We start from the raw sequence: 17702 nt of genomic DNA, 5'->3' as shown, positions 1-17702 counted from the left end.
CATCTGCGGACCGGGCGCCCCGCAGCGCCCGTCGTTCCGCGCCCCAGGGCGCTCCAGCCGAGGAGCATCCACACCGTGAGCATGTCCGAGCAGCCGCGCCGACCGGGTCAGGACGGTGAGCCGGAGCGCCACGCGGCCACCGGACCCGGCTCCGCCCCGCCGTCGGTGACGTCCGACGCCCTGCCCCCGGCCGCCGACGAGGAGCCGAAGACCTCCGACGCGGTGCCGAGCACCCCCGACGAGGTGTCGAAGACCACCGACGTGGAGTCCGAAACCACCCACGCGGAGCGCAAGACCACCGACGCGGAGTCCGAGACCTCCGACGGCGACGCGACGACGCCCGACGGGCGGCAGCCGGCATCGCAGGGCGAACCGTGGGCCGCCGACGACTCGCCCGCCGACCTCCTGGAGAACCTGTCGTCGGCCTCCCCGGTGGGACGGCTCGCCGCCACCGTGGAACGGCTCAGCCGGGAGGTGCGGGCCGCCCAGGCGGAGGCCGAAGGGCGTGCCCTGGTCGAGCTCGCCAAGGGCGTCCTGGTCGAGCGGCTGAAGTGCGGGCCCGCCCAGGCCGCCCGGCAGCTCGCCCAGCTGGCCGAGCAGGCCCAGGTCACCCCCCTGGAACTCGCCGTCGACGTCATCAACCAGGCCGCCCGGGACCGGATGTCCGAGGTGACGGACGCCTTCCTCGCCGCCACCCGGGCCGCCGACGAGGCCGAGACCGAATCGGCCGCCGTACGCCTGCGCGCGGCCGAGAGCGGCGTTCTGGCGGCGGACGACGCCCAGGCCGTAGCGGACGCCCTGCTGGAGCAGGCGCTGCGCCCGCTCGGCGCGGTGGCCGTGGCCATCTGGGCCGCAGGCTCCGACGGTTCGCTCACCCTCGCGGGCAGCGCCGGATTCTCACCGGCCGAGGCGGCGCGCTGGCGGTACGTCCCGCCGGACGTGGTGACCGTGGCGCGGCGGGGCCTCATCGAGCGCGAGGGTCAGTGGATCACCACGCTCAGCGGGACCGGACTGCCCAGCATCGGCCTGCACCACCATCCGGACGGCGGCCGGGCCGCCCTGCCCGCCGGCACCGGCGGCCGCATCCACGGCGTGCTGGAGATCGCCTGGCCGGGCCCCCTCGCACCGCAGCCGCCGCAGATCGTCCGCCAGGTGGAGGCGCTGGCCGAACTGTGCGCCCACACACTGGAGACGTACGCTCCGCCACGGGGAGCGGCCCAGGAGCCGCGCGTCCTGCCGGACGCCGCCGAGCTGATGGACCTGGCCGACGGGCTGCACGACCCCGCCCTCGTCCTGGTGCCGCACCTCGACGCCGACGGGCACCTGGTGGACTTCCGCATCCAGCACGTGAACAGCCGGTTCCTGGACCCGGCGGGCAGGCCGCGGGCGGTCGTGAACGGCGCGCTGCTCCTGGAGGCCTATCCGATGGCCGCCGGGGAAAGCGAGTTGTTCCAGCGCGTCGAGCGGGTCTACGCCACCGGCGAGCCCTTCCGGGCCCGCCGGATGAACCTCACCGCCCTCGTCGACCAGGTCCCCCTCTCGGCGGTGGCCGACATCAGCATCAGCCGCCACGGCATGTCCGTGCTCCTGATCTGGCGTATCGAGGACGAGGCGGCGCGACTGGCGAGCCTGCTCCAGCACGCCCAGCGGCTCGGCCGTATCGGCGGGTTCGAGGAGAACGTGCTCACCGGTGAGATCACCTGGAACGGGCAGCTCTTCGACCTCTACGGGCGCTCGCAGACGAGCACCCCCGTGGCCCTGGAGGAACTGCCGGCCCACGCTCACCCGGACGACGGCGTTTCCATCCGCCGCTTCCTGCGCACGCTGCTGCACCACCGGCGGCCGGCGGCCGCGGCTTTCCGGCTGCAGCGGCCGGACGGCGTGACCCGGCACATCCGGATCGTCGCCGAACCGGTGCTCGACACCGACGACCGGCTGCTCCTGGTGCGTGGCGCCTACCAGGACATCTCGGCCCAGCACTGGACCGAGGTGGCGCTCGCCGCCACCCGCGACCAGCTGGCGCACACCGAGCAGCAGGCCACCGAACGCAACCGGCTGACCCTGCAGTTGCAGCACGCCATCATGCCCCCCACCCAGGCGCCCTTGCAGGTGGCCGGGCTCCAGGTGGCCGTCCGGTACCGGCCCGCGGAGACCGAGCAGCTGGTGGGCGGCGACTGGTACGACGCCGTCGTCCTGCCGTCCCGCAAGGTGCTGCTGTGCGTGGGGGACGTGGCCGGCCACGGCATCGAGGCCGCCACCAGCATGGTCGTCCTGCGCAACGCGCTGCGCGGCCTCGCGGTGACCGGCGCCGGGCCGGGCCAGTTGCTGTCATGGCTCAACATCGTGGCGCACCATCTGACGGGTGCCGTCACCGCGACCGCGGTGTGCGGGCTGTACGACCCGGTCAAGCGGACGCTGCGCTGGGCCCGGGCGGGACATCTGCCGCCCGTACTCGTCCGGGACACCGAGGCGGACCCCCTGCCCCTGGTCAAGGGGCTGCTGCTCGGAGCGGTGCCGGAGGCCGTGTACGAGGAGACCGAGCTCCAACTGGCCCCTGGAGACACCCTGTTGATGTACACGGACGGCCTGGTCGAACGCCGCGATCGCCCTGTGGAGGAGTCCCTGACCCATCTCCTGACCACCGCCCGCGCGGCACCCAGCACACTCGACCAGCAGCTGGACCGCCTCCTGACCTACAGCAAGTCGGACACCGACGACGACACGTGCATCGTGGGCATCCGGGTGGGATGAGGACGCCGGCCGCTGGTCCGAGGCGCTGAAACAGGCTCGGTCCGTCCGGCCCGGCTGTCACAGATCCGGAACCCGCCCTGTCTCTCCGGTGAGTCAGCACCTCAGTGAACGCGCCCTGGTCCAGCACCGTGCTCCGGTCGGCGCCCTGTCGGCGCATCCACACGTCCTGCACCACGTCCTCGGCTTCGGACACGCTGCCGAGGACGCGGCAGGCGATGCCGAACAGCCGCGGACGCAGCCGCTCGAACGTGTCCGCCGCCGCGTTTTAACGCGTCGTCGGACGAAGGCCGCTGCTCGTCCATGGTGCCGGTGCCTCCCGGATCGGCGTCGTGACGTGCGACAGTACGTCCCCGGCCGCCGGCCCCCGCCGCCTAGTCCCCGTAACGAGGCTCCCACTGCGCCCGGGCGACCGCCTCGCGCAGTTCCTCCTCCGTCGCCCGCGGGGCCACCCCGTCCTCGACGGCGGCGACGGCCGCGGCCAGGGCGATCTCGCGGGCGGACTCCCGCATCCCGGCCAGCGGTGGCAGCAGCGGCACGGGGCCGTCGTCGCCGTCCGCCGCCCGCACGGCGCACTGCGCGACGGCCCGGGCGGCGGCCACCAGCATGCGGTCCGTGACCCGGGTGGCCCGGCTCGCGGTCACCGCGAGGCCCATGGCCGGGAAGACGTACACGTTGTTCGACTGCGCCACGGGTACCTCGTGCCCGTCGACCGTCAGCGGCGGGAAGGGCGAGCCGGTGGCGATCAGTGCCCGCCCGTCGGTCCAGCGGGTGAGGTCCGCGGGCTCGGCCTCGGAGTGCGAGGTGGGGTTGGAGAGCGGGAAGATGACGGGCCGTTCGCAGGTCGAGGCCATCTGCCGCACGATCTCCTCGGTGAACGCGCCGTGCGCCGTCGACAGCCCGATGAGCGCTGTCGGCTCGACGCGGCGCACCACTTCGGCGAGGCCGGTGCCGTCCCAGTCGGCCACCTCGCTGTCGTCGCGCGCGAACGCCCGCTGCTGCGGGGTCAGTTCGGAACGGGAGGACACCAGCAGGCCGTCGACGTCGAGGATCCAGAACCGGGCCGTGGCCTCGTCCTCCGGCAGGCCCTCGTCGATCATGGCCGTACGGATCATGTCGGCGACGCCGATGGCGGCCGACCCCGCGCCCAGGACCACCACGCGCTGCTCGGGCAGCGGCGTGCCGGCCACGTCCGCCGCGGTGGACAGGGCGCCGAGCGTGACGGCCGCGGTGCCCTGGATGTCGTCGTTGAAGGTGAGCAGCCGGTCGCGATAGCGGGCGAGGATCGGATGGGCGTGGGCGGTGGCGAAGTCCTCCCACTGCAGCAGTGTCCCGGGCAGCTCCGCCTCGACCGCCGAGACGAACGCCTCGATCATCTCGTCGTACTCGGCGCCGGTCAGCCTCCCCGCGCGGCGGCCCAGGTAGCGGGGGTTGTCGAGCAGGGTCTCGTTGTCGGTGCCGACGTCCAGCAGGATCGGCAGGGTGCGGGCGGGGTGGATGCCGCCGATGGCCGTGTAGAGGCTGAGCTTGCCGATCGGGATGCCCATGCCGCCGACACCCTGGTCGCCCAGGCCGAGGATGCGCTGCCCGTCGGTGACGACGATGACGTCCACGTCGTGGTCCCGGTGCGGGCGGTTGCGCAGGATGTCCCGGAAGCGGTGCCGGTCCTCCCAGGTCAGGAACAGACCGCGGGGCCGCCGGTAGATCTCGCTGAACTTCTGGCAGGCCTCACCCACCGTCGGCGTGTAGACGACGGGCAGCAGTTCCTCCAGGTAGTCGGTGACCAGGCGGTAGAAGAGCACCTCGTTGGTGTCCTGGAGCTGCCGCAGGTAGATGTGCCGGTTGAGGGGCTTGTCGTAGCCGTGGAACGCCTCGTAGGCGCGGGCGACCTGTTCGTCCAGGCTCTCCACGGCGGGCGGCAGCAGCCCGTCGATCCCCAGCTCCTCGCGTTCACGCCGGCTGAAGGCGGTGCCCCTGTTGACCAGGGGGTCGGCCAGGGTCGTCACGGCGGGGCTGGTGGTGGGGCGGGGGTGATGTGTCGGCTGGTCCATGAGGTAACGCCTTCCCGTGACGCGCCGGTTCGTGCGGGTGACGTGTGCCATCCGGATGAACCACCGGGCCCGTGGAAACGTCCCCCGGTCACCGATGAGTTCCGCGCCGCCGCCCGGTCTACCTCTCCGTAAGACCTACCGCTCCCCAACTCCCGCCAGGAGACAGTGACATGAGTGTGACGACACCTCAGACCCAGGCTCAGCGGACCGAGTCCCGGAACCTCCCCGGCCTTCTCTCCACCCGCCCCGTGTGGCTGGTCGGCGTTCTGGCCACCCTCGCCGGAGCCGTCGTGACGGAGGTGTTCGCGCTGGTCGCGCGGGCCGCCGGTGTGCCGATGGAGGCGGCCAGTCCCGGCGCGAAGGAGGCCGCGGAGATCCCGGTCGGCGGCTTCTTCGGCGGGGTGGTGTTCTGGTCGGTCGCCGGAATCGTCCTCGCCGTCGTCCTCGCCCGCTGGGCCGGGCGGCCCGCCCCCACCTTCACGGTGATCACCGTCGCGCTCACCGCACTGTCCCTCGCCGGCCCGGCCGTCGCCCCGCACACCGCCACGTCCACCCAGATCGTCCTCGCCGCGTCCCACGTGGTCGCCGCCGCGGTCGTCGTCCCGCTGCTGGCCCGCAGGCTCGCCCACGCGCGGCGCTGAACACGAACCGCCCTCCTCCACCACCGACACGGGCCCGTCACGCCTCGGCGCTGACGGGCCCGGTCGTTGCGCTCACCGTCCCGCGTCACACCGCGCCGGCCCTACGACCACCCCGAACGGCCCAATTCCGCTGCGCCGGAGGAGGCGACCGCGGATGAGCGGTGTGACCGTGGTGGAAGGGATGCGTGTGCACCCAGGGACGAGGAGGCGCGATGGCGGAGGCACTGGCCGAGGGCGGCACGAAGAGCGCTGCCCCACGGGGCGGCACGGGCCCGTCCCCTGGCGCCTTCGAGCAGCTCGGCGCCGTCGCCGACGCCGTCCTCTACGAGGGCTACCTCCTCTACCCCTACCGCCGCTCCTCCGCCAAGAACCGCGTCCGCTGGCAGTTCGGCGTGCTGTTCCCCCGGGACTGGGCGGAGGCGGACGGCCCCGTCACTCCCGGTGTCTCCGGCTCCGCCGACTCCTGGTACCAGCAGACCGAGTGCCTACTGCGGGTCCGGCAGCCCGGCAGCGCCCGCGTCCGGGTGCGAGTGCGCTACCTGCAGATGCAGCGCAAGCAGGTGCACGAAGCAGGCCACCGGCCGGTCGAGTCGCTGCGTACCGACGACGGCACGGTCCATCTGACCTTCGACGAGGCCCTGCCCCGCGCGTGCGAGGCCGAGGTTCCGCTCGGCGAACTCCTCCACGGCGGACACACCTTCGCGGTGGGTGCCGCGGCGGGTGAGGACGTCGAGACCCTGCCGGAAGAGGCCGGACGGGTGGTGCGCACCCGTGAGGAGATCCGGGCCGAGACCACCGTCACCGCCGAGCGCCTCTCCGGCGACCTCTGCCGACTCCGCGTACGGACCACCAACACCGCGCCCGCCCCGCCACCGCGCACCACCCGCGACGAGGCACTGCGCCGGGCCCTCATCGCCACCCACACTCTCATCGGCGGTGACGGCGTGGAGTTCGTCTCGCTGATCGACCCGCCGACGGACCTCGAAGCAGCCGTGCGCGCGTGCCGCAACGAGTTCACCTTCCCCGTCCTCGGCGGCGAGGCGGGCGACGCCGGGCACGTCCTGCTGTCCGCGCCGATCATCCTGCCCGACCACCCCCAGGTCGCCCCCGAAAGCCCGGGCGACCTGCACGACGCCGCGGAGATCGACGAGATCCTCACCCTGCGCACGATGCTGCTGACCGACGAGGAGAAGCGCGAGGCGCGGGCCACCGACCCACGGGCCGCCGCGATCCTCGACCGGGTCGACACCATGCCGCAGGAGGTCTTCGAACGGCTGCACGGCGCGGTCCGGTCCCTGACACCGGCCACCCCTTCCGAGGCCGCCCCTCCCACGGCGTCCGCCGACCGTCCCGCCTGGTGGCAGGAAGGCGGCGACGACGGACTCTCCCCGACCAGCGACACCGTGCTCGTCGACGGCGTCCCCCTCGGCGGCGGCAGCCGGGTACGGCTGCGCCCCCGGGGTCGCGGCGCCGACGCCCAGGACATGTTCCTGGCCGGACGCACCGCCGAAGTCGCCGCAGTCTTCCACGACGTGGACGGCAGCGTACACCTCGCCGTCACCCTCGACGACGACCCGGCCGCCGAACTCAATCACTGGTACGGCCGCTTCCACTACTTCCGGCCCGACGAGCTCGAACCCCTCGGGCCCGCCGGATCCCCGGACGAGCCGTCGGCACCGGCTCCCGCCGCAGCTCCGGCGCGGCACACGACCGACTCCGAGACCCCCGCAGCGGAGGCCGAGTGACATGACCATCCACAGCAGCACCGAAGAAGTCAGCAAGGAACCCGAACGGTCCGAGGACCGGCAGGGCATAGACGAGATCCACATCCTCTGGATCTCCGAGGGCATGAGCTGTGACGGCGACACCGTCTCGCTCACCGCCGCCGACCAGCCCTCCATCGAGGACCTGGTGCTCGGGCTGATCCCAGGCCTGCCGAAGGTGAACCTGGTCAACAAGGTGCTCTCGCCCAGCCTGGGCGGCGAGGACTTCCTCGCGCCCTACCGGGCGGCCGTACGCGGCGAACTGGGCCCGTTCATCCTCGTCATCGAGGGCTCGATCCCCAACCAGAACATCATCGAGGGCGACGGCTACTGGACGTCCTTCGGCAACGACCCGGAGACCGGTGAGCCGCAGACCCTCAACTGGTGGATCGACCAACTGGCCCCCAAGGCCTGGGCGGTGGTCGCCGCCGGCACCTGCGCCACCTTCGGCGGCATCCATGCCATGGCCGGCAACCCGACGGGCTGCATGGGCCTCGCCGACTACCTGGGCTGGGACTACACCTCCCAGGCCGGCCTGCCCGTCGTCAACGTGCCCGGCTGCCCGATCCAGCCCGAGAACTTCATGGAGACCCTGATCTGGGTCCTCTACCACGCGGCCGGCTCCGCGCCCCCTCCGCCGCTGGACCACATGCTGCGCCCCCAGTGGCTGTTCGGGAAGACGGTGCACGAGGGCTGCGACCGCGGCTCGTACTACGAGCAGGCCAACTTCGCCACGGACTACAACTCGCCCAAGTGCCTGGTCAAGACGGGCTGCTGGGGTCCGGTCGTCAACTGCAACGTGCCCAAGCGCGGCTGGATGGCCGGCATCGGCGGCTGCCCCAACGTCGGCGGCATCTGCATCGGCTGCACGATGCCCGGCTTCCCCGACGCGTTCATGCCGTTCATGGACGAGCCCCCCGGCGGCACCCTGTCGTCCCTGGTCATCAAGCCGTACGGAGCGGTCATCCGCAGGCTGCGCGGCATGACCAACGAGCTCGTCAACCACGAGCCGAAGTGGCGCCACAACAAGCGCAAGCTGACCAGCGGTTACGACCCGCGCTGGCGCCCCTGATGACACCCGCGACCCCACCCACCACCGACAGCGAGGGGCAGTACCGCAGATGACCACCACCGAGGCCCGGCCCACGGACCGCAAGCCACCACAGCTCGTGGACATGTCCTGGGACCCGATCACCCGGATCATCGGGAACCTGGGCATCTACACGAAGATCGACTTCGCCAACCGGGAAGTCGTCGAATGCCACAGCACCTCGTCGCTCTTCCGCGGCTACTCGGTGTTCATGAAGGGCAAGGACCCGCGCGACGCGGGCTTCATCACGTCCCGGATCTGCGGCATCTGCGGCGACAACCACACCACCTGCTCCGACTACGCCCAGCAGATGGCCTACGGCGTCAAACCGCCCCCGCTGGCCGAGCACATCGTCAACCTCGGCGAAGCCGCCGAGTACATGTTCGACCACACGATCTTCCAGGACAACCTGGTCTTCGTGGACTTCTGCGAGGCGATGGTCAAGGCCACCAACCCCGGTGTCCTGGCCCGCGCCGAGCGCACCGAGGCGCCCCGCGGCGAGATCCACGGGTACCGGACGATCGCCGACATCATGAAGGCCTTCAACCCCTTCGAGGGCGAGGTCTACAAGGAGGCCCTGAAGGTCAGCCGGGTCACCCGCGAGATGTTCTGCCTGATGGAGGGACGGCACGTCCACCCCTCCACGCTGTACCCGGGCGGCGTCGGCACGATGCCGCAGCCGACCGTCTTCACCGACTACCTCAGCCGCCTCATGCGGGTCATCGACTTCGTGAAGAAGGCCGTCGCCATGAACGACGACGTCTTCGACTTCTTCTACGAGGCGCTGCCCGGCTACGAGGAGGTCGGCCGCCGCCGCGTCCTGCTGGGCTGCTGGGGCGCCTTCCAGGACCCCAAGGTCGTCGATTACCGCTACGAGTCGATGAACACCTGGGGCAAGGCGATGTACGTCACCCCCGGCATCATCGTCGACGGCGAACTGGTCACCAACAACCTCGTCGACATCAACCTCGGCCTGCGCATCATGCTCGGCAGTTCCTACTACGAGGACTGGGTCAACGAGCAGCCCTTCGTCACCCACGACCCGCTCGGCAACCCCGTCGACATGCGCCACCCGTGGAACCAGACGACCGTCCCGGTGCCGCAGAAGCGCGACTTCGACGACAAGTACAGCTGGGTGATGAGCCCGCGCTGGTTCGACCAGCGCACCGGCGACCACCTCGCCCTCGACACCGGCGGCGGTCCCCTCGCCCGCCTGTGGTCGACCGCGCTGAGCGGCCTGGTCGACACCCCGTACGTCAAGGCCACCGGCCACAGCGTGCGCATCTCCCTGCCCAAGGGCGAGTCGCTGCCGGAGACCACCCTGGAGTGGCGCATCCCGCAGTGGAGCAACACCATCGAACGCGACCGCGCCCGGCCGTACTTCATCGCCTACGCGGCCGCCATGGCCCTGCAGTTCATCGAAGAGGCCATGGGCATGGTGCGCGCGGGCGAGACCAAGGTGTTCGAGAACTTCGAGGTGCCCGACGAGGCGATCGGCTGCGGCTTCCACGAGGCCGTGCGCGGCGTCCTCTCCCACCACCTGGTCATCAAGGACAGGAAGATCGCCAACTACCACCCCTATCCGCCCACCCCGTGGAACGCCAGCCCCCGCGACAAGTTCGGCACCCCCGGCCCGTACGAGGACGCCGTCCAGGGCCAGCCCATCTTCGAGGAGAACGGGCCGGACGACTTCAAGGGCGTCGACATCATGCGCACGGTCCGCAGCTTCGACCCGTGTCTGCCGTGCGGTGTGCACATGTACGTCGGCAAGGGCAAGACGCTGACCACCCTGCACTCGCCGACGTACGGGGCGGACCATGGCTGAGGCCACGGGCGCACGGCTGGCCGACCCGGACGTCGAAGCCCGGCTCGGCCGGCTCGACGACCTGCTGGAAGGCCTCGAAACCGCACCCGGCCCCACGACCCGCTCCGCGACCGAGGCGGTGGCCCTGCTGACCGAGGTCTACGGCGAGGCCCTGGCCCGGGTCCTGGACCACGCGGACGACCAGCTGGCCGAGCGCCTCGCCGAGGACGAGCTGCTCGGGCACCTCATGGTGCTGCACGACATCCACCCCGAGCCCGCCGAACGCCGGGCGGCCCGGGCGGTCGAACGGCTGCGGCCCGCCGTGCGGGAACGCGGCGGAGACGTGGAGTGGGCCGGGGTCGAAGGGCAGGTCGCCAGGGTCCGCCTGACGACGGGCGGCGGCGGATGCGGCTCCGGCTGCGGCGGTGGAGGCTCCGAGGTCACCGACGCGGTCCGCGCGGCGGTGCTCGCCGCGGCGCCCGAGCTGACGGCGGTGGAGCCACTGACCGAGACGGCCCCCGCCTTCGTCCCGCTGACCACCCTCACGCACCGGGGCGCACCGTGACCACCGACGGGGCACTGGCCCGCCTCATCCGCTCCTCGGCCGACCGCACCGCGGCGGCCCGGACGGAGGTGTGCGACCTGTGCGCCGCGCCGGTCGCCGACGAGCACGCCCACCTGTACGACACCGGGCAGGAGGAGGTGCGCTGTGCCTGCGGCCCCTGCTCGGTGCTGTTCGCCGACGCGGCGGCGGGGGACGGCCACTACCGGCTCGTGCCCCGGCGCCGGATCCGGCTGCCCAAGGTCGACACGGCCGCCTTGGGCGTACCGGTCGGCCTGGTCTTCTTCGTACCCCGGGCGGACGGCACCGTCATCGCTGAGGGCCCGAGCCCCGCGGGAGCCATGCGGTGGGAGGTGGACGCCGCGGCCTGGCAGGAGCTGTCCGGCAGGTGTCCGCAGCTCTCGACCGTGGAACCCGAGGTGGAGGCCCTGCTGGTGAACACCGTCCACGGCCTCGACCACCACTGGATCGTGCCGATCGACGACTGCTACCGGATGGTCGCCGTCGTACGCCGGGAGTGGCGCGGCCTGTCCGGCGGCGGCCGGATCTGGCCGGCCGTCGAGCAGTTCTTCGAGGACCTCACCGAGCGGCCATAGCCACGCACTCCGCAGGTCGGAGGCGAGGAAGGAGAGCACCCCATGGGCAGCATCAGAGTGGGACGGCCCCAGGCGAAGCCCGACACGCCCGGGCACGTCGCCGGCGTGCACCAGGGCAACAGGGGCCCGCGCGAGCGGCAGAAGGGTCACCACGAGGACGGCACCGCCGACGCGCGCCGCTCCACGGGGATCCACTGGAAGCGGCATGACGCCCTCGCGGAGACCATGCCGAACATCTCGCCCGGATGAACATCGTGATGGGAACGAGCAGGGAGTCGCCGCAATGAAACGAGTACGCAGACCCGTCGCCCGCAGGCGGGGCGGGATGAGCGGACAGCGGGTGCTGAAGGCCGAGGCCGCCCTGGTGGGCGGCGTGGCCCTGGCCCTGCTGGCCTGGGAGTGGCCCAGCCTGAGGCGCGAGGTGCGGCTCTGGCGGATGGCGGGCGGGTTTCGCGCCGGCCGCCGCTACCCGTGAGCCGGCCGTGCACGAACTGTCGATCGCGACCGCGATCATCGAGCGGGCCGACGAGCTGGCCCGGGCGGACGGGACGGACGCCGTCTCGAAGGTGACCGTCCGGGTCGGCGAGCTGGCCGGCGTCGTCCCCGACGCCCTGGACTTCGCCTTCGAGGTGGCCCGCGACGGCACCGCCCTCGCGGGGGCCCGGCTCGTCGTCGAGCAGATCCCCGCGCAGGCCTGGTGCGGCCCGTGCGCCGAGGAGTTCCCGGTGGGCATGCCCCCGTTCTTCTGGTGCCCGAACTGCGACCAGCCCTCCAGCGACCTGCGCAGCGGCCGGGAACTGGAGATCGCCGGGATCGAGCCGGTACCGGCATAGACAGGACGAGGGCCCCGTCGATCCGCCGGCGGGGCCCTCGTCCTGTCCTGCGGTCAGCAGATGCGCGGCAGCTGCTCTCCGAGCGGCAGGTCCACCACCCGCGTCCCGCCGAGCCCGGTGGCGACCACCACCATCCCGGGATGCTCGGCGACGCACTCGCCGATCAGCGTCGCCCCGGCACCCTGCGGATGGGCCCGCATCGCCGCCAGCACCTCCTCCGCCCGCGCCGGGGGCACGAAGGCGACCAGCCGCCCCTCGTTGGCCACGTAGAGCGGGTCGAGCCCGAGGAACCCGCAGGCGTTCGCCACCGCGTCCGGCACCGGGATCGCCCGCTCCTGAAGCCGGACACCGGTCCCGGAGGCCCGTGCGATCTCGTTGAGGGAGGCGCCCAGGCCACCCCTGGTGGGATCCCGCAGCACGTGGACGTCCGGAGTGACCGCCAGCATCGCCGCCACCAGGCCCGCCAGCGGCGCGGTGTCGCTGGCGACCTCCACCCCGAACTCCAGCCCCTCCCGGACACTCATGATCGCCACACCGTGCAGCCCGATCGGGCCGCTGACGATCACCGCGTCACCGGGCCGGGCACGCTGCGGCCGGATGTCCACCCCGTCGGGCACGAGCCCCACTCCGGCAGTGGTGACGTACACCCCGTCGCCGTGCCCGGCCTCCACCACTTTGGTGTCACCCGTGGCGATCGTGACCCCGGCGGCCTCGGCCGCCGCCCCCATCGAGCGGGCGATCCGCTCGACCACGGTCAGCTCCACGCCCTCCTCCAGGACGAAGGCCGCCGAGAGGTACGCGGGCACGGCACCGCTCATCGCGAGGTCGTTGACGGTGCCGTTGACCGCGAGGTCGCCCAGGCAGCCGCCGGGGAAGAACAGCGGCCGGACCACGTAGGAGTCGGTGGAGAAGGCCAGCCGCGCGCCGCCCAGTTCGAGGACGGCGGAGTCGGCGAGACCGGACAGGGTGGCGTTGCCGTAGGCGGGGGTGAAGATCTGGTCCATCAGCTCCGCCGACAGCGCGCCCCCGCCGCCGTGCCCCATGACCACGACCCCCTGGTCGCGCAGCGGGGCGGGGCAGGTCCAGTTGGCCGGGTCGACCACATCGGCTCGTCGCTCAGACAACGGGAGCCACCTCTTCCTGCTGCGCGGAACCGCCGGTCTGCGGCGCCGGGGCGTTCATCCGGCGGTACAGGTAGTAGGCCGCGCAGGCGCCCTCGCTGGAGACCATGGTCGCGCCGAGCGGGGTGCGCGGGGTGCAGGTGGTGCCGAACGCGCCGCACTCGGTCGGCTTGATCAGGCCCTGCAGCACCTCGCCGGCCCGGCACTCGGCGGGCTCCTCGGTACGGATACCGCCGACGTCGAAGCGGTGCTCCGCGTCGTACGCGCGGAAGGCGTCGGTCAGCCGCCAGCCGCTGGCCGGGATCCGCCCGATGCCGCGCCAGTTCCGGTCGGTGACCTCGAAAACCTCCTCGATCATGCGCACCGCGGCCGGGTTGCCCTCCTCGCGCACCGCACGCGGGTAGGCGTTCTCCACCCGGTGCTCACCGCGCTCCAGCTGGCGGACCGCCCGGCGGATGCCCTCCAGGATGTCCAGCGGCTCGAAGCCCGTCACCACCATCGGCACGCGGAACCGCTCGGCCAGCTCCGGGTACTCGGCCATCCCCATCACGCTGCACACGTGCCCGGCGGCGAGGAAGCCCTGCACCCGGCACTCGGGCGCCGTCATGATCGCCTCGACGGCCGGGGGCACCCGCACGTGCGACACCAGCAGGCTGAAGTTGGACAGGCCCAGCCGGCGCGCCTGGTGCACGGCCATCGCGTTGGCCGGGGCGGTGGTCTCGAAGCCGATCGCGAAGAACACCACCTCCCGGTCCGGGTTGCCGCGGGCCAGCTCCAGGGCGTCGAGCGGCGAGTACACCACCCGTACGTCGCCGCCCTCACCCTTGACCCGGAACAGGTCGCGGTCGGTGCCCGGCACCCGGAGCATGTCGCCGAAGGAGCAGAAGATCACCCCGGGCCGCGAGGCGATCTCCAGGGCCTTGTCGATGACCTCCAGCGGCGTGACACAGACCGGGCAGCCCGGCCCGTGAATCAACTCCACCTGCTCGGGCAGGAGTTGGTCGATGCCGTGCCGGATGATCGAGTGGGTCTGGCCGCCGCACACCTCCATCAGGGCCCAGGGCCGGGTGGCGGTGGCACGGATCTCGTCCAGCAGCCGCCGCGCCAGCTGGGGGTCGTTGAACTCGTCGAGGTACTTCACGCCGTTCCCGCCTCCTTCTCCGCCTGCTCCCAGGCGTCCCCGAACTCCTCCTCCAGCAGCCCCAGTTCCTCGAACAGCTTCAGGGAGGCCAGGGCCGACTCCTCGTCCAGACGCTGGAGCGCGAAGCCGACGTGCACGATGACGTACTCACCCACCTTCACATCGGACACGTACTCCAGGCACGCCTGCTTCTGCACGCCGCCGAAGTCGATCAGCCCGGTGAGCGGATCGGCACTGTCGTCGATGGACACGACCTTGCCGGGCACTGCCAGACACATGGGTCACTCCTCCTGTCGTAGGTGCGCCGCGACCAGGAGCTGGCCGAGGGCCAGCCCGCCGTCGTTGGGCGGTACCTCGCCGTGCCGGAGCACCGCGAAGCCGTCTTCGGCCAGCAGCCGCGCGCACTCCTGTTCCAGCAGCGCGTTGGCGAACACCCCGCCGCTGAGGGCGACGGTGGCCAGGCCGGTGTCCTGACGCGCCCGCCGGCAGATCTCCGCCACCGCCCGCGCCACGCCGCGGTGGAAACGGGCCGCGAGCACGGCAACCGGGGTGCCGCGCCGCAGATCGGTGATCAGGGCGCCGAGCACCGGTGCCGGGTCGAGTCCACCGGCGAAGGCGTACGCGGCCGTGTCGGCGCCCCACGCCGAAGCGGCCGCCGCCTCCAGCTCCACCGCGGCCTGCGCCTCGTACCCCGCGCGATGGCACACGCCGGCGAGCGACGACACGGCGTCGAAGAGACGGCCCATGCTGGAGGTGGGCACACAGGCCAGACCGCCGTTCAACTGCCTTTGCAGCACGGCCCGTTCGTCCGGCGCGCACGCGGTCACGCACGGCAGGTCCGCGTCCCACGGCAGTCCCGCCGCCCACAGCCGGGCCAGGGCCAGCCGGCACGGGTTGGCGACACCCGCGTCGCCGCCGGGCAGCGGGGCGGGGGAGAGGCGGGCGTAGCGCCGGAAGCCGGTGTAGCCAGCGAGGAGGACCTCCCCGCCCCAGACGGTGCCGTCGTCGCCGTAGCCCGTGCCGTCGAAGGCGACACCGATCACCGGGGTCGTGCCGTCGAGGCCGTGCTCGGCCATCGCGGAGGCGATGTGCGCGTGGTGGTGCTGGACCAGCACGGGGGCGTGCCCGGCCAGCCGGGCGGCCCATCGTGTCGAGTGGTACCCGGGGTGCCGGTCCGCGGCGACCAGTTCGGGGCTCACGCCGGTCAGGCCCCGCAGCTGCGCGTCCGCCCGCCGGGCCGCTTCCAGCGTGGCCAGATCGCCCATGTCGCCGATGTGCGGCCCGAACCAGGCCTGGTCGCCCTCGCCCAGGCACAGGGCGTTCTTGAGGTCGCCGCCCACGGCGAGAGCGGGCCGCACCGGGACCGGCAGGCGCAGCGGGCGGGGCACGTACCCGCGGGACCGGCGCAGCACCTGCTCGGTGCCGTCGGGCCGCACCCGAAGCAGGGAGTCGTCGCAGGGCGAGGCGATGGGCCGGTCGTGGGCGAGCCAGGCGTCGGCCAGCCCGGCGAGACGGGTCAGGGCCTCGTCGTCGTCCGTGACGATCGGCTCCCCGGAGCGGTTGCCGCTGGTCATGACCAACACGCGCGGGCCGGGCGGGTCACCGGGCAGGCCGAACAGCAGGGTGTGCACGGGTGTGTAGGGCAGCATCACGCCGAGGTGGGGGCTGCCGGGGCAGACGCCGGGCGCGAGGCCGTTCGCCTCCGGGCGCCGGCGCAGCAGGACGATGGGGCGCCGGGGGCCGGTCAGAACGGCCCGCTCGGAGGCGGAGACTTCGGCGATCCGGTGCACGTCGTCGAGGTCCGCGCACATCACCGCGAACGGCTTGCCGCCGCGTGCCTTGCGGCTGCGCAGGGTGTCGACGGCCCGCGCCTCGGTGGCGTCGCAGGCCAGGTGGTAGCCGCCCAGGCCCTTGACGGCGACGATCCGCCCGGCCGCCAGCAGCGCCCGCGCCGTGGCCAGGGCCTCGGCATCGCACGCCGGGCGCACCCCGCTCCCGGACGCCGGCACCAGACGCAGCCGGGGACCGCAGTCCGGGCAGGCCACCGGCTGGGCGTGGAAGCGCCGGTCCAGGGGATCGCCGTACTCCTGGGCGCACGCGCCGCACATCGGGAAGCCGGACATGGTCGTGACCGCCCGGTCGTACGGCATGCCCGTGGCGATGGTGAAGCGGGGGCCGCAGTGGGTGCAGGTGACGAACGGGTGCCGGTGCCGCCGGTCCGCCGGATCGCCCAGTTCGCGCAGGCAGTCGGCGCAGGTCGCGGTGTCGGGCGGGAGGAGGGTGCTGCCGGGGGAGCGGTCGGTGGAGCGGATGGTGAAGGTGCCGTCGCCGCCGGAGACGGGCAGGTCCTCGACCTCGACGCCGAGTACGGCGGCGAGCGGTGGCGGCTCGGCGGCCAGCCGGTCGCAGAAGGCCGCGACACCGTCCGGCGGGCCCTCGACCTCGATCAGGACGCCGCTCGCCGTGTTGCTCACGAAGCCCGCGAGCGCCAGGTCGGTGGCGAGGCGGTGCACGAAGGGGCGGAAGCCCACGCCCTGCACGGTGCCGCGCACGCTGACGCGGCGGCGCACCGCCCGCGTGACGGGCGCTGTCACGGGACGAGGCCGGCTTCGGCGCCCTCGTGGGTGTGCGTGTGGGTGTGCGGGCGGGGCGCCAGGGGCGGCCGGTGGACAGGGGCCCCGTCCCGCACGGCGAGCACCCGTTCCAGGAGGGTGTCGACACCGGTGCCGGTGCGGGCGCAGGACCGCAGCACCTCCACCCCCGGGTTGACCCGCTGGACGTGCGCCTCGAAGGCCGCCTCGTCGAACCCGGCCGGCCCGGCCAGATCGGTCTTCGTCAGCACCACCAGATGGGCGGACCCGAAGGCCGTGGGGTACTTGAGCGGCTTGTCCTCGCCCTCCGTCACCGCCATGAGCACGACCCGCAGGGTTTCGCCGAGGTCGTAGGACGCCGGGCAGACGAGATTGCCGACGTTCTCCACGAACAGCAGGGACGCGCCCTCGGGCAGCCAGCTCTCCACATGGCCGCGCAGCTGCCGCGCCTCGAGGTGGCACAGGCCGTCCGTCAGCAGCTGCTTCACCGGGGCGCCCGAACGGGCCAGCCGGTCGGCGTCGTTCTCGGTCGCCAGGTCGGCGGTGAGGGCGGCCACCGGTAGGCTCCGCTCCACCGCCCTGGCCAGCACCCGCCCGAGCAGTTCCGTCTTGCCGCTGCCCGGGCTGGACAGCAGGTTGACCACGCTCACACCGCGCCGGGCCAGCACGTCACGCAGGTCCGCTGCCAGACCGTCGTTCTTGGCCAGGACGGCCCGGGTGACCTCGTCCACGGAATCGCACATGGGTGCCGCTCCTCGCGG

Annotated in this window: 16 protein-coding genes; 10 read left to right on the top strand and 6 right to left on the bottom strand. The window is 72.8% G+C overall.

Going from position 1 to position 17702, the window contains the following annotated elements; translation table 11 throughout:
• Window positions 1-81: 81 nt before the first annotated feature.
• Window positions 82-2751, top strand: a complete 2670-nt coding sequence (locus HNR57_RS36180; protein ID WP_246555340.1) for a SpoIIE family protein phosphatase — start codon at window positions 82-84, stop codon at window positions 2749-2751.
• A 371-nt stretch (window positions 2752-3122) separates the two neighbouring features.
• Here the strand turns inward: HNR57_RS36180 and HNR57_RS36170 are convergent, their stop codons facing one another.
• Entirely contained in the window at window positions 3123-4799 is a 1677-nt protein-coding gene (locus HNR57_RS36170) for an NAD-dependent malic enzyme (protein ID WP_184567098.1), read from the bottom strand.
• Window positions 4800-4969: 170 nt separating this feature from the next.
• Between HNR57_RS36170 and HNR57_RS36165 the strand changes: the two genes are divergently transcribed.
• From HNR57_RS36165 to hypA, 9 genes are all read left to right on the top strand, one after another.
• A complete protein-coding gene (locus HNR57_RS36165; protein ID WP_184567096.1) occupies window positions 4970-5440 on the top strand; it encodes a DUF6069 family protein in 471 nt (156 codons plus the stop codon).
• Between the two features lie 212 nt (window positions 5441-5652).
• Window positions 5653-7185 carry a hypothetical protein gene (locus HNR57_RS36160; RefSeq protein WP_184567094.1) on the top strand — a complete coding sequence of 511 codons (1533 nt, stop codon included), beginning with the start codon at window positions 5653-5655 and terminating at the stop codon, window positions 7183-7185.
• Window position 7186: 1 nt separating this feature from the next.
• Window positions 7187-8275, top strand: coding sequence for an NADH-quinone oxidoreductase subunit B family protein (locus tag HNR57_RS36155; protein WP_184567092.1), 1089 nt, complete (start codon window positions 7187-7189; stop codon window positions 8273-8275).
• A 49-nt stretch (window positions 8276-8324) separates the two neighbouring features.
• Window positions 8325-10118 carry a nickel-dependent hydrogenase large subunit gene (locus tag HNR57_RS36150; protein ID WP_184567090.1) on the top strand — a complete coding sequence of 598 codons (1794 nt, stop codon included), beginning with the start codon at window positions 8325-8327 and terminating at the stop codon, window positions 10116-10118.
• The gene (locus tag HNR57_RS36145) at window positions 10111-10662 is read left to right on the top strand and encodes a NifU-related iron-sulfur-binding protein (protein WP_184567088.1); all 552 of its coding nucleotides are present in this window, start codon (window positions 10111-10113) and stop codon (window positions 10660-10662) included. Before HNR57_RS36150 ends, HNR57_RS36145 begins: the two co-directional genes overlap by 8 nt.
• A complete protein-coding gene (locus HNR57_RS36140) occupies window positions 10659-11255 on the top strand; it encodes a DUF5947 family protein (protein ID WP_184567086.1) in 597 nt (198 codons plus the stop codon). The genes HNR57_RS36145 and HNR57_RS36140 overlap by 4 nt, the downstream gene beginning before the upstream one ends.
• Window positions 11256-11297: 42 nt before the next feature.
• A complete protein-coding gene (locus tag HNR57_RS36135; protein WP_184567084.1) occupies window positions 11298-11504 on the top strand; it encodes a hypothetical protein in 207 nt (68 codons plus the stop codon).
• Between the two features lie 34 nt (window positions 11505-11538).
• Window positions 11539-11730 (top strand): hypothetical protein, encoded by a 192-nt coding sequence (locus HNR57_RS36130; protein WP_184567140.1) that lies wholly within the window; start codon window positions 11539-11541, stop codon window positions 11728-11730.
• A gap of 7 nt (window positions 11731-11737) precedes the next feature.
• On the top strand, window positions 11738-12088 hold the full coding sequence (hypA, locus tag HNR57_RS36125) for a hydrogenase maturation nickel metallochaperone HypA (RefSeq protein WP_184567082.1): 351 nt from the start codon (window positions 11738-11740) through the stop codon (window positions 12086-12088).
• A gap of 53 nt (window positions 12089-12141) precedes the next feature.
• On the opposite strand, the gene hypE is transcribed toward hypA, so the two are convergent.
• Genes hypE through hypB form a run of 5 tightly spaced genes read right to left on the bottom strand, consistent with a single transcriptional unit; the run spans window position 12142 to window position 17684 of the window.
• Window positions 12142-13212 carry a hydrogenase expression/formation protein HypE gene (hypE, locus tag HNR57_RS36120; RefSeq protein WP_281403944.1) on the bottom strand — a complete coding sequence of 357 codons (1071 nt, stop codon included), beginning with the start codon at window positions 13210-13212 and terminating at the stop codon, window positions 12142-12144.
• On the bottom strand, window positions 13205-14350 hold the full coding sequence (gene hypD, locus HNR57_RS36115) for a hydrogenase formation protein HypD (protein ID WP_184567080.1): 1146 nt from the start codon (window positions 14348-14350) through the stop codon (window positions 13205-13207). Before hypD ends, hypE begins: the two co-directional genes overlap by 8 nt.
• Entirely contained in the window at window positions 14347-14628 is a 282-nt protein-coding gene (locus HNR57_RS36110) for a HypC/HybG/HupF family hydrogenase formation chaperone (protein WP_062925197.1), read from the bottom strand. The genes hypD and HNR57_RS36110 overlap by 4 nt, the downstream gene beginning before the upstream one ends.
• 3 nt (window positions 14629-14631) lie before the next feature.
• Window positions 14632-16944: a carbamoyltransferase HypF gene (gene hypF / locus HNR57_RS36105; protein ID WP_184567078.1), complete on the bottom strand. Its 2313-nt coding sequence runs from the start codon at window positions 16942-16944 to the stop codon at window positions 14632-14634.
• Entirely contained in the window at window positions 16941-17684 is a 744-nt protein-coding gene (gene hypB, locus HNR57_RS36100; RefSeq protein ID WP_184567076.1) for a hydrogenase nickel incorporation protein HypB, read from the bottom strand. Before hypB ends, hypF begins: the two co-directional genes overlap by 4 nt.
• Window positions 17685-17702 lie beyond the last annotated feature (18 nt).

Source organism: Streptomyces paradoxus, from assembly GCF_014202475.1.
Lineage (GTDB): Bacteria > Actinomycetota > Actinomycetes > Streptomycetales > Streptomycetaceae > Streptomyces > Streptomyces paradoxus.
Note: the sequence above shows the minus strand (reverse complement) of the source record. Positions and strands in the feature narration are given on the sequence as shown.

Bases quoted from the DNA above. Each gene is read 5' to 3' on its own strand.
- HNR57_RS36145 (WP_184567088.1), top strand. From the start codon at position 10,111: ATGGCTGAGGCCACGGGCGCACGGCTGGCCGACCCGGACGTCGAAGCC.
- HNR57_RS36165 (WP_184567096.1), top strand. From the start codon at position 4,970: ATGAGTGTGACGACACCTCAGACCCAGGCTCAGCGGACCGAGTCCCGG.
- HNR57_RS36155 (WP_184567092.1), top strand. From the start codon at position 7,187: ATGACCATCCACAGCAGCACCGAAGAAGTCAGCAAGGAACCCGAACGG.
- HNR57_RS36130 (WP_184567140.1), top strand. From the start codon at position 11,539: ATGAAACGAGTACGCAGACCCGTCGCCCGCAGGCGGGGCGGGATGAGC.
- HNR57_RS36170 (WP_184567098.1), bottom strand. From the start codon at position 4,799: ATGGACCAGCCGACACATCACCCCCGCCCCACCACCAGCCCCGCCGTG.
- HNR57_RS36150 (WP_184567090.1), top strand. From the start codon at position 8,325: ATGACCACCACCGAGGCCCGGCCCACGGACCGCAAGCCACCACAGCTC.
- HNR57_RS36110 (WP_062925197.1), bottom strand. From the start codon at position 14,628: ATGTGTCTGGCAGTGCCCGGCAAGGTCGTGTCCATCGACGACAGTGCC.
- HNR57_RS36160 (WP_184567094.1), top strand. From the start codon at position 5,653: ATGGCGGAGGCACTGGCCGAGGGCGGCACGAAGAGCGCTGCCCCACGG.
- hypB (WP_184567076.1), bottom strand. From the start codon at position 17,684: ATGTGCGATTCCGTGGACGAGGTCACCCGGGCCGTCCTGGCCAAGAAC.
- HNR57_RS36135 (WP_184567084.1), top strand. From the start codon at position 11,298: ATGGGCAGCATCAGAGTGGGACGGCCCCAGGCGAAGCCCGACACGCCC.
- HNR57_RS36180 (WP_246555340.1), top strand. From the start codon at position 82: ATGTCCGAGCAGCCGCGCCGACCGGGTCAGGACGGTGAGCCGGAGCGC.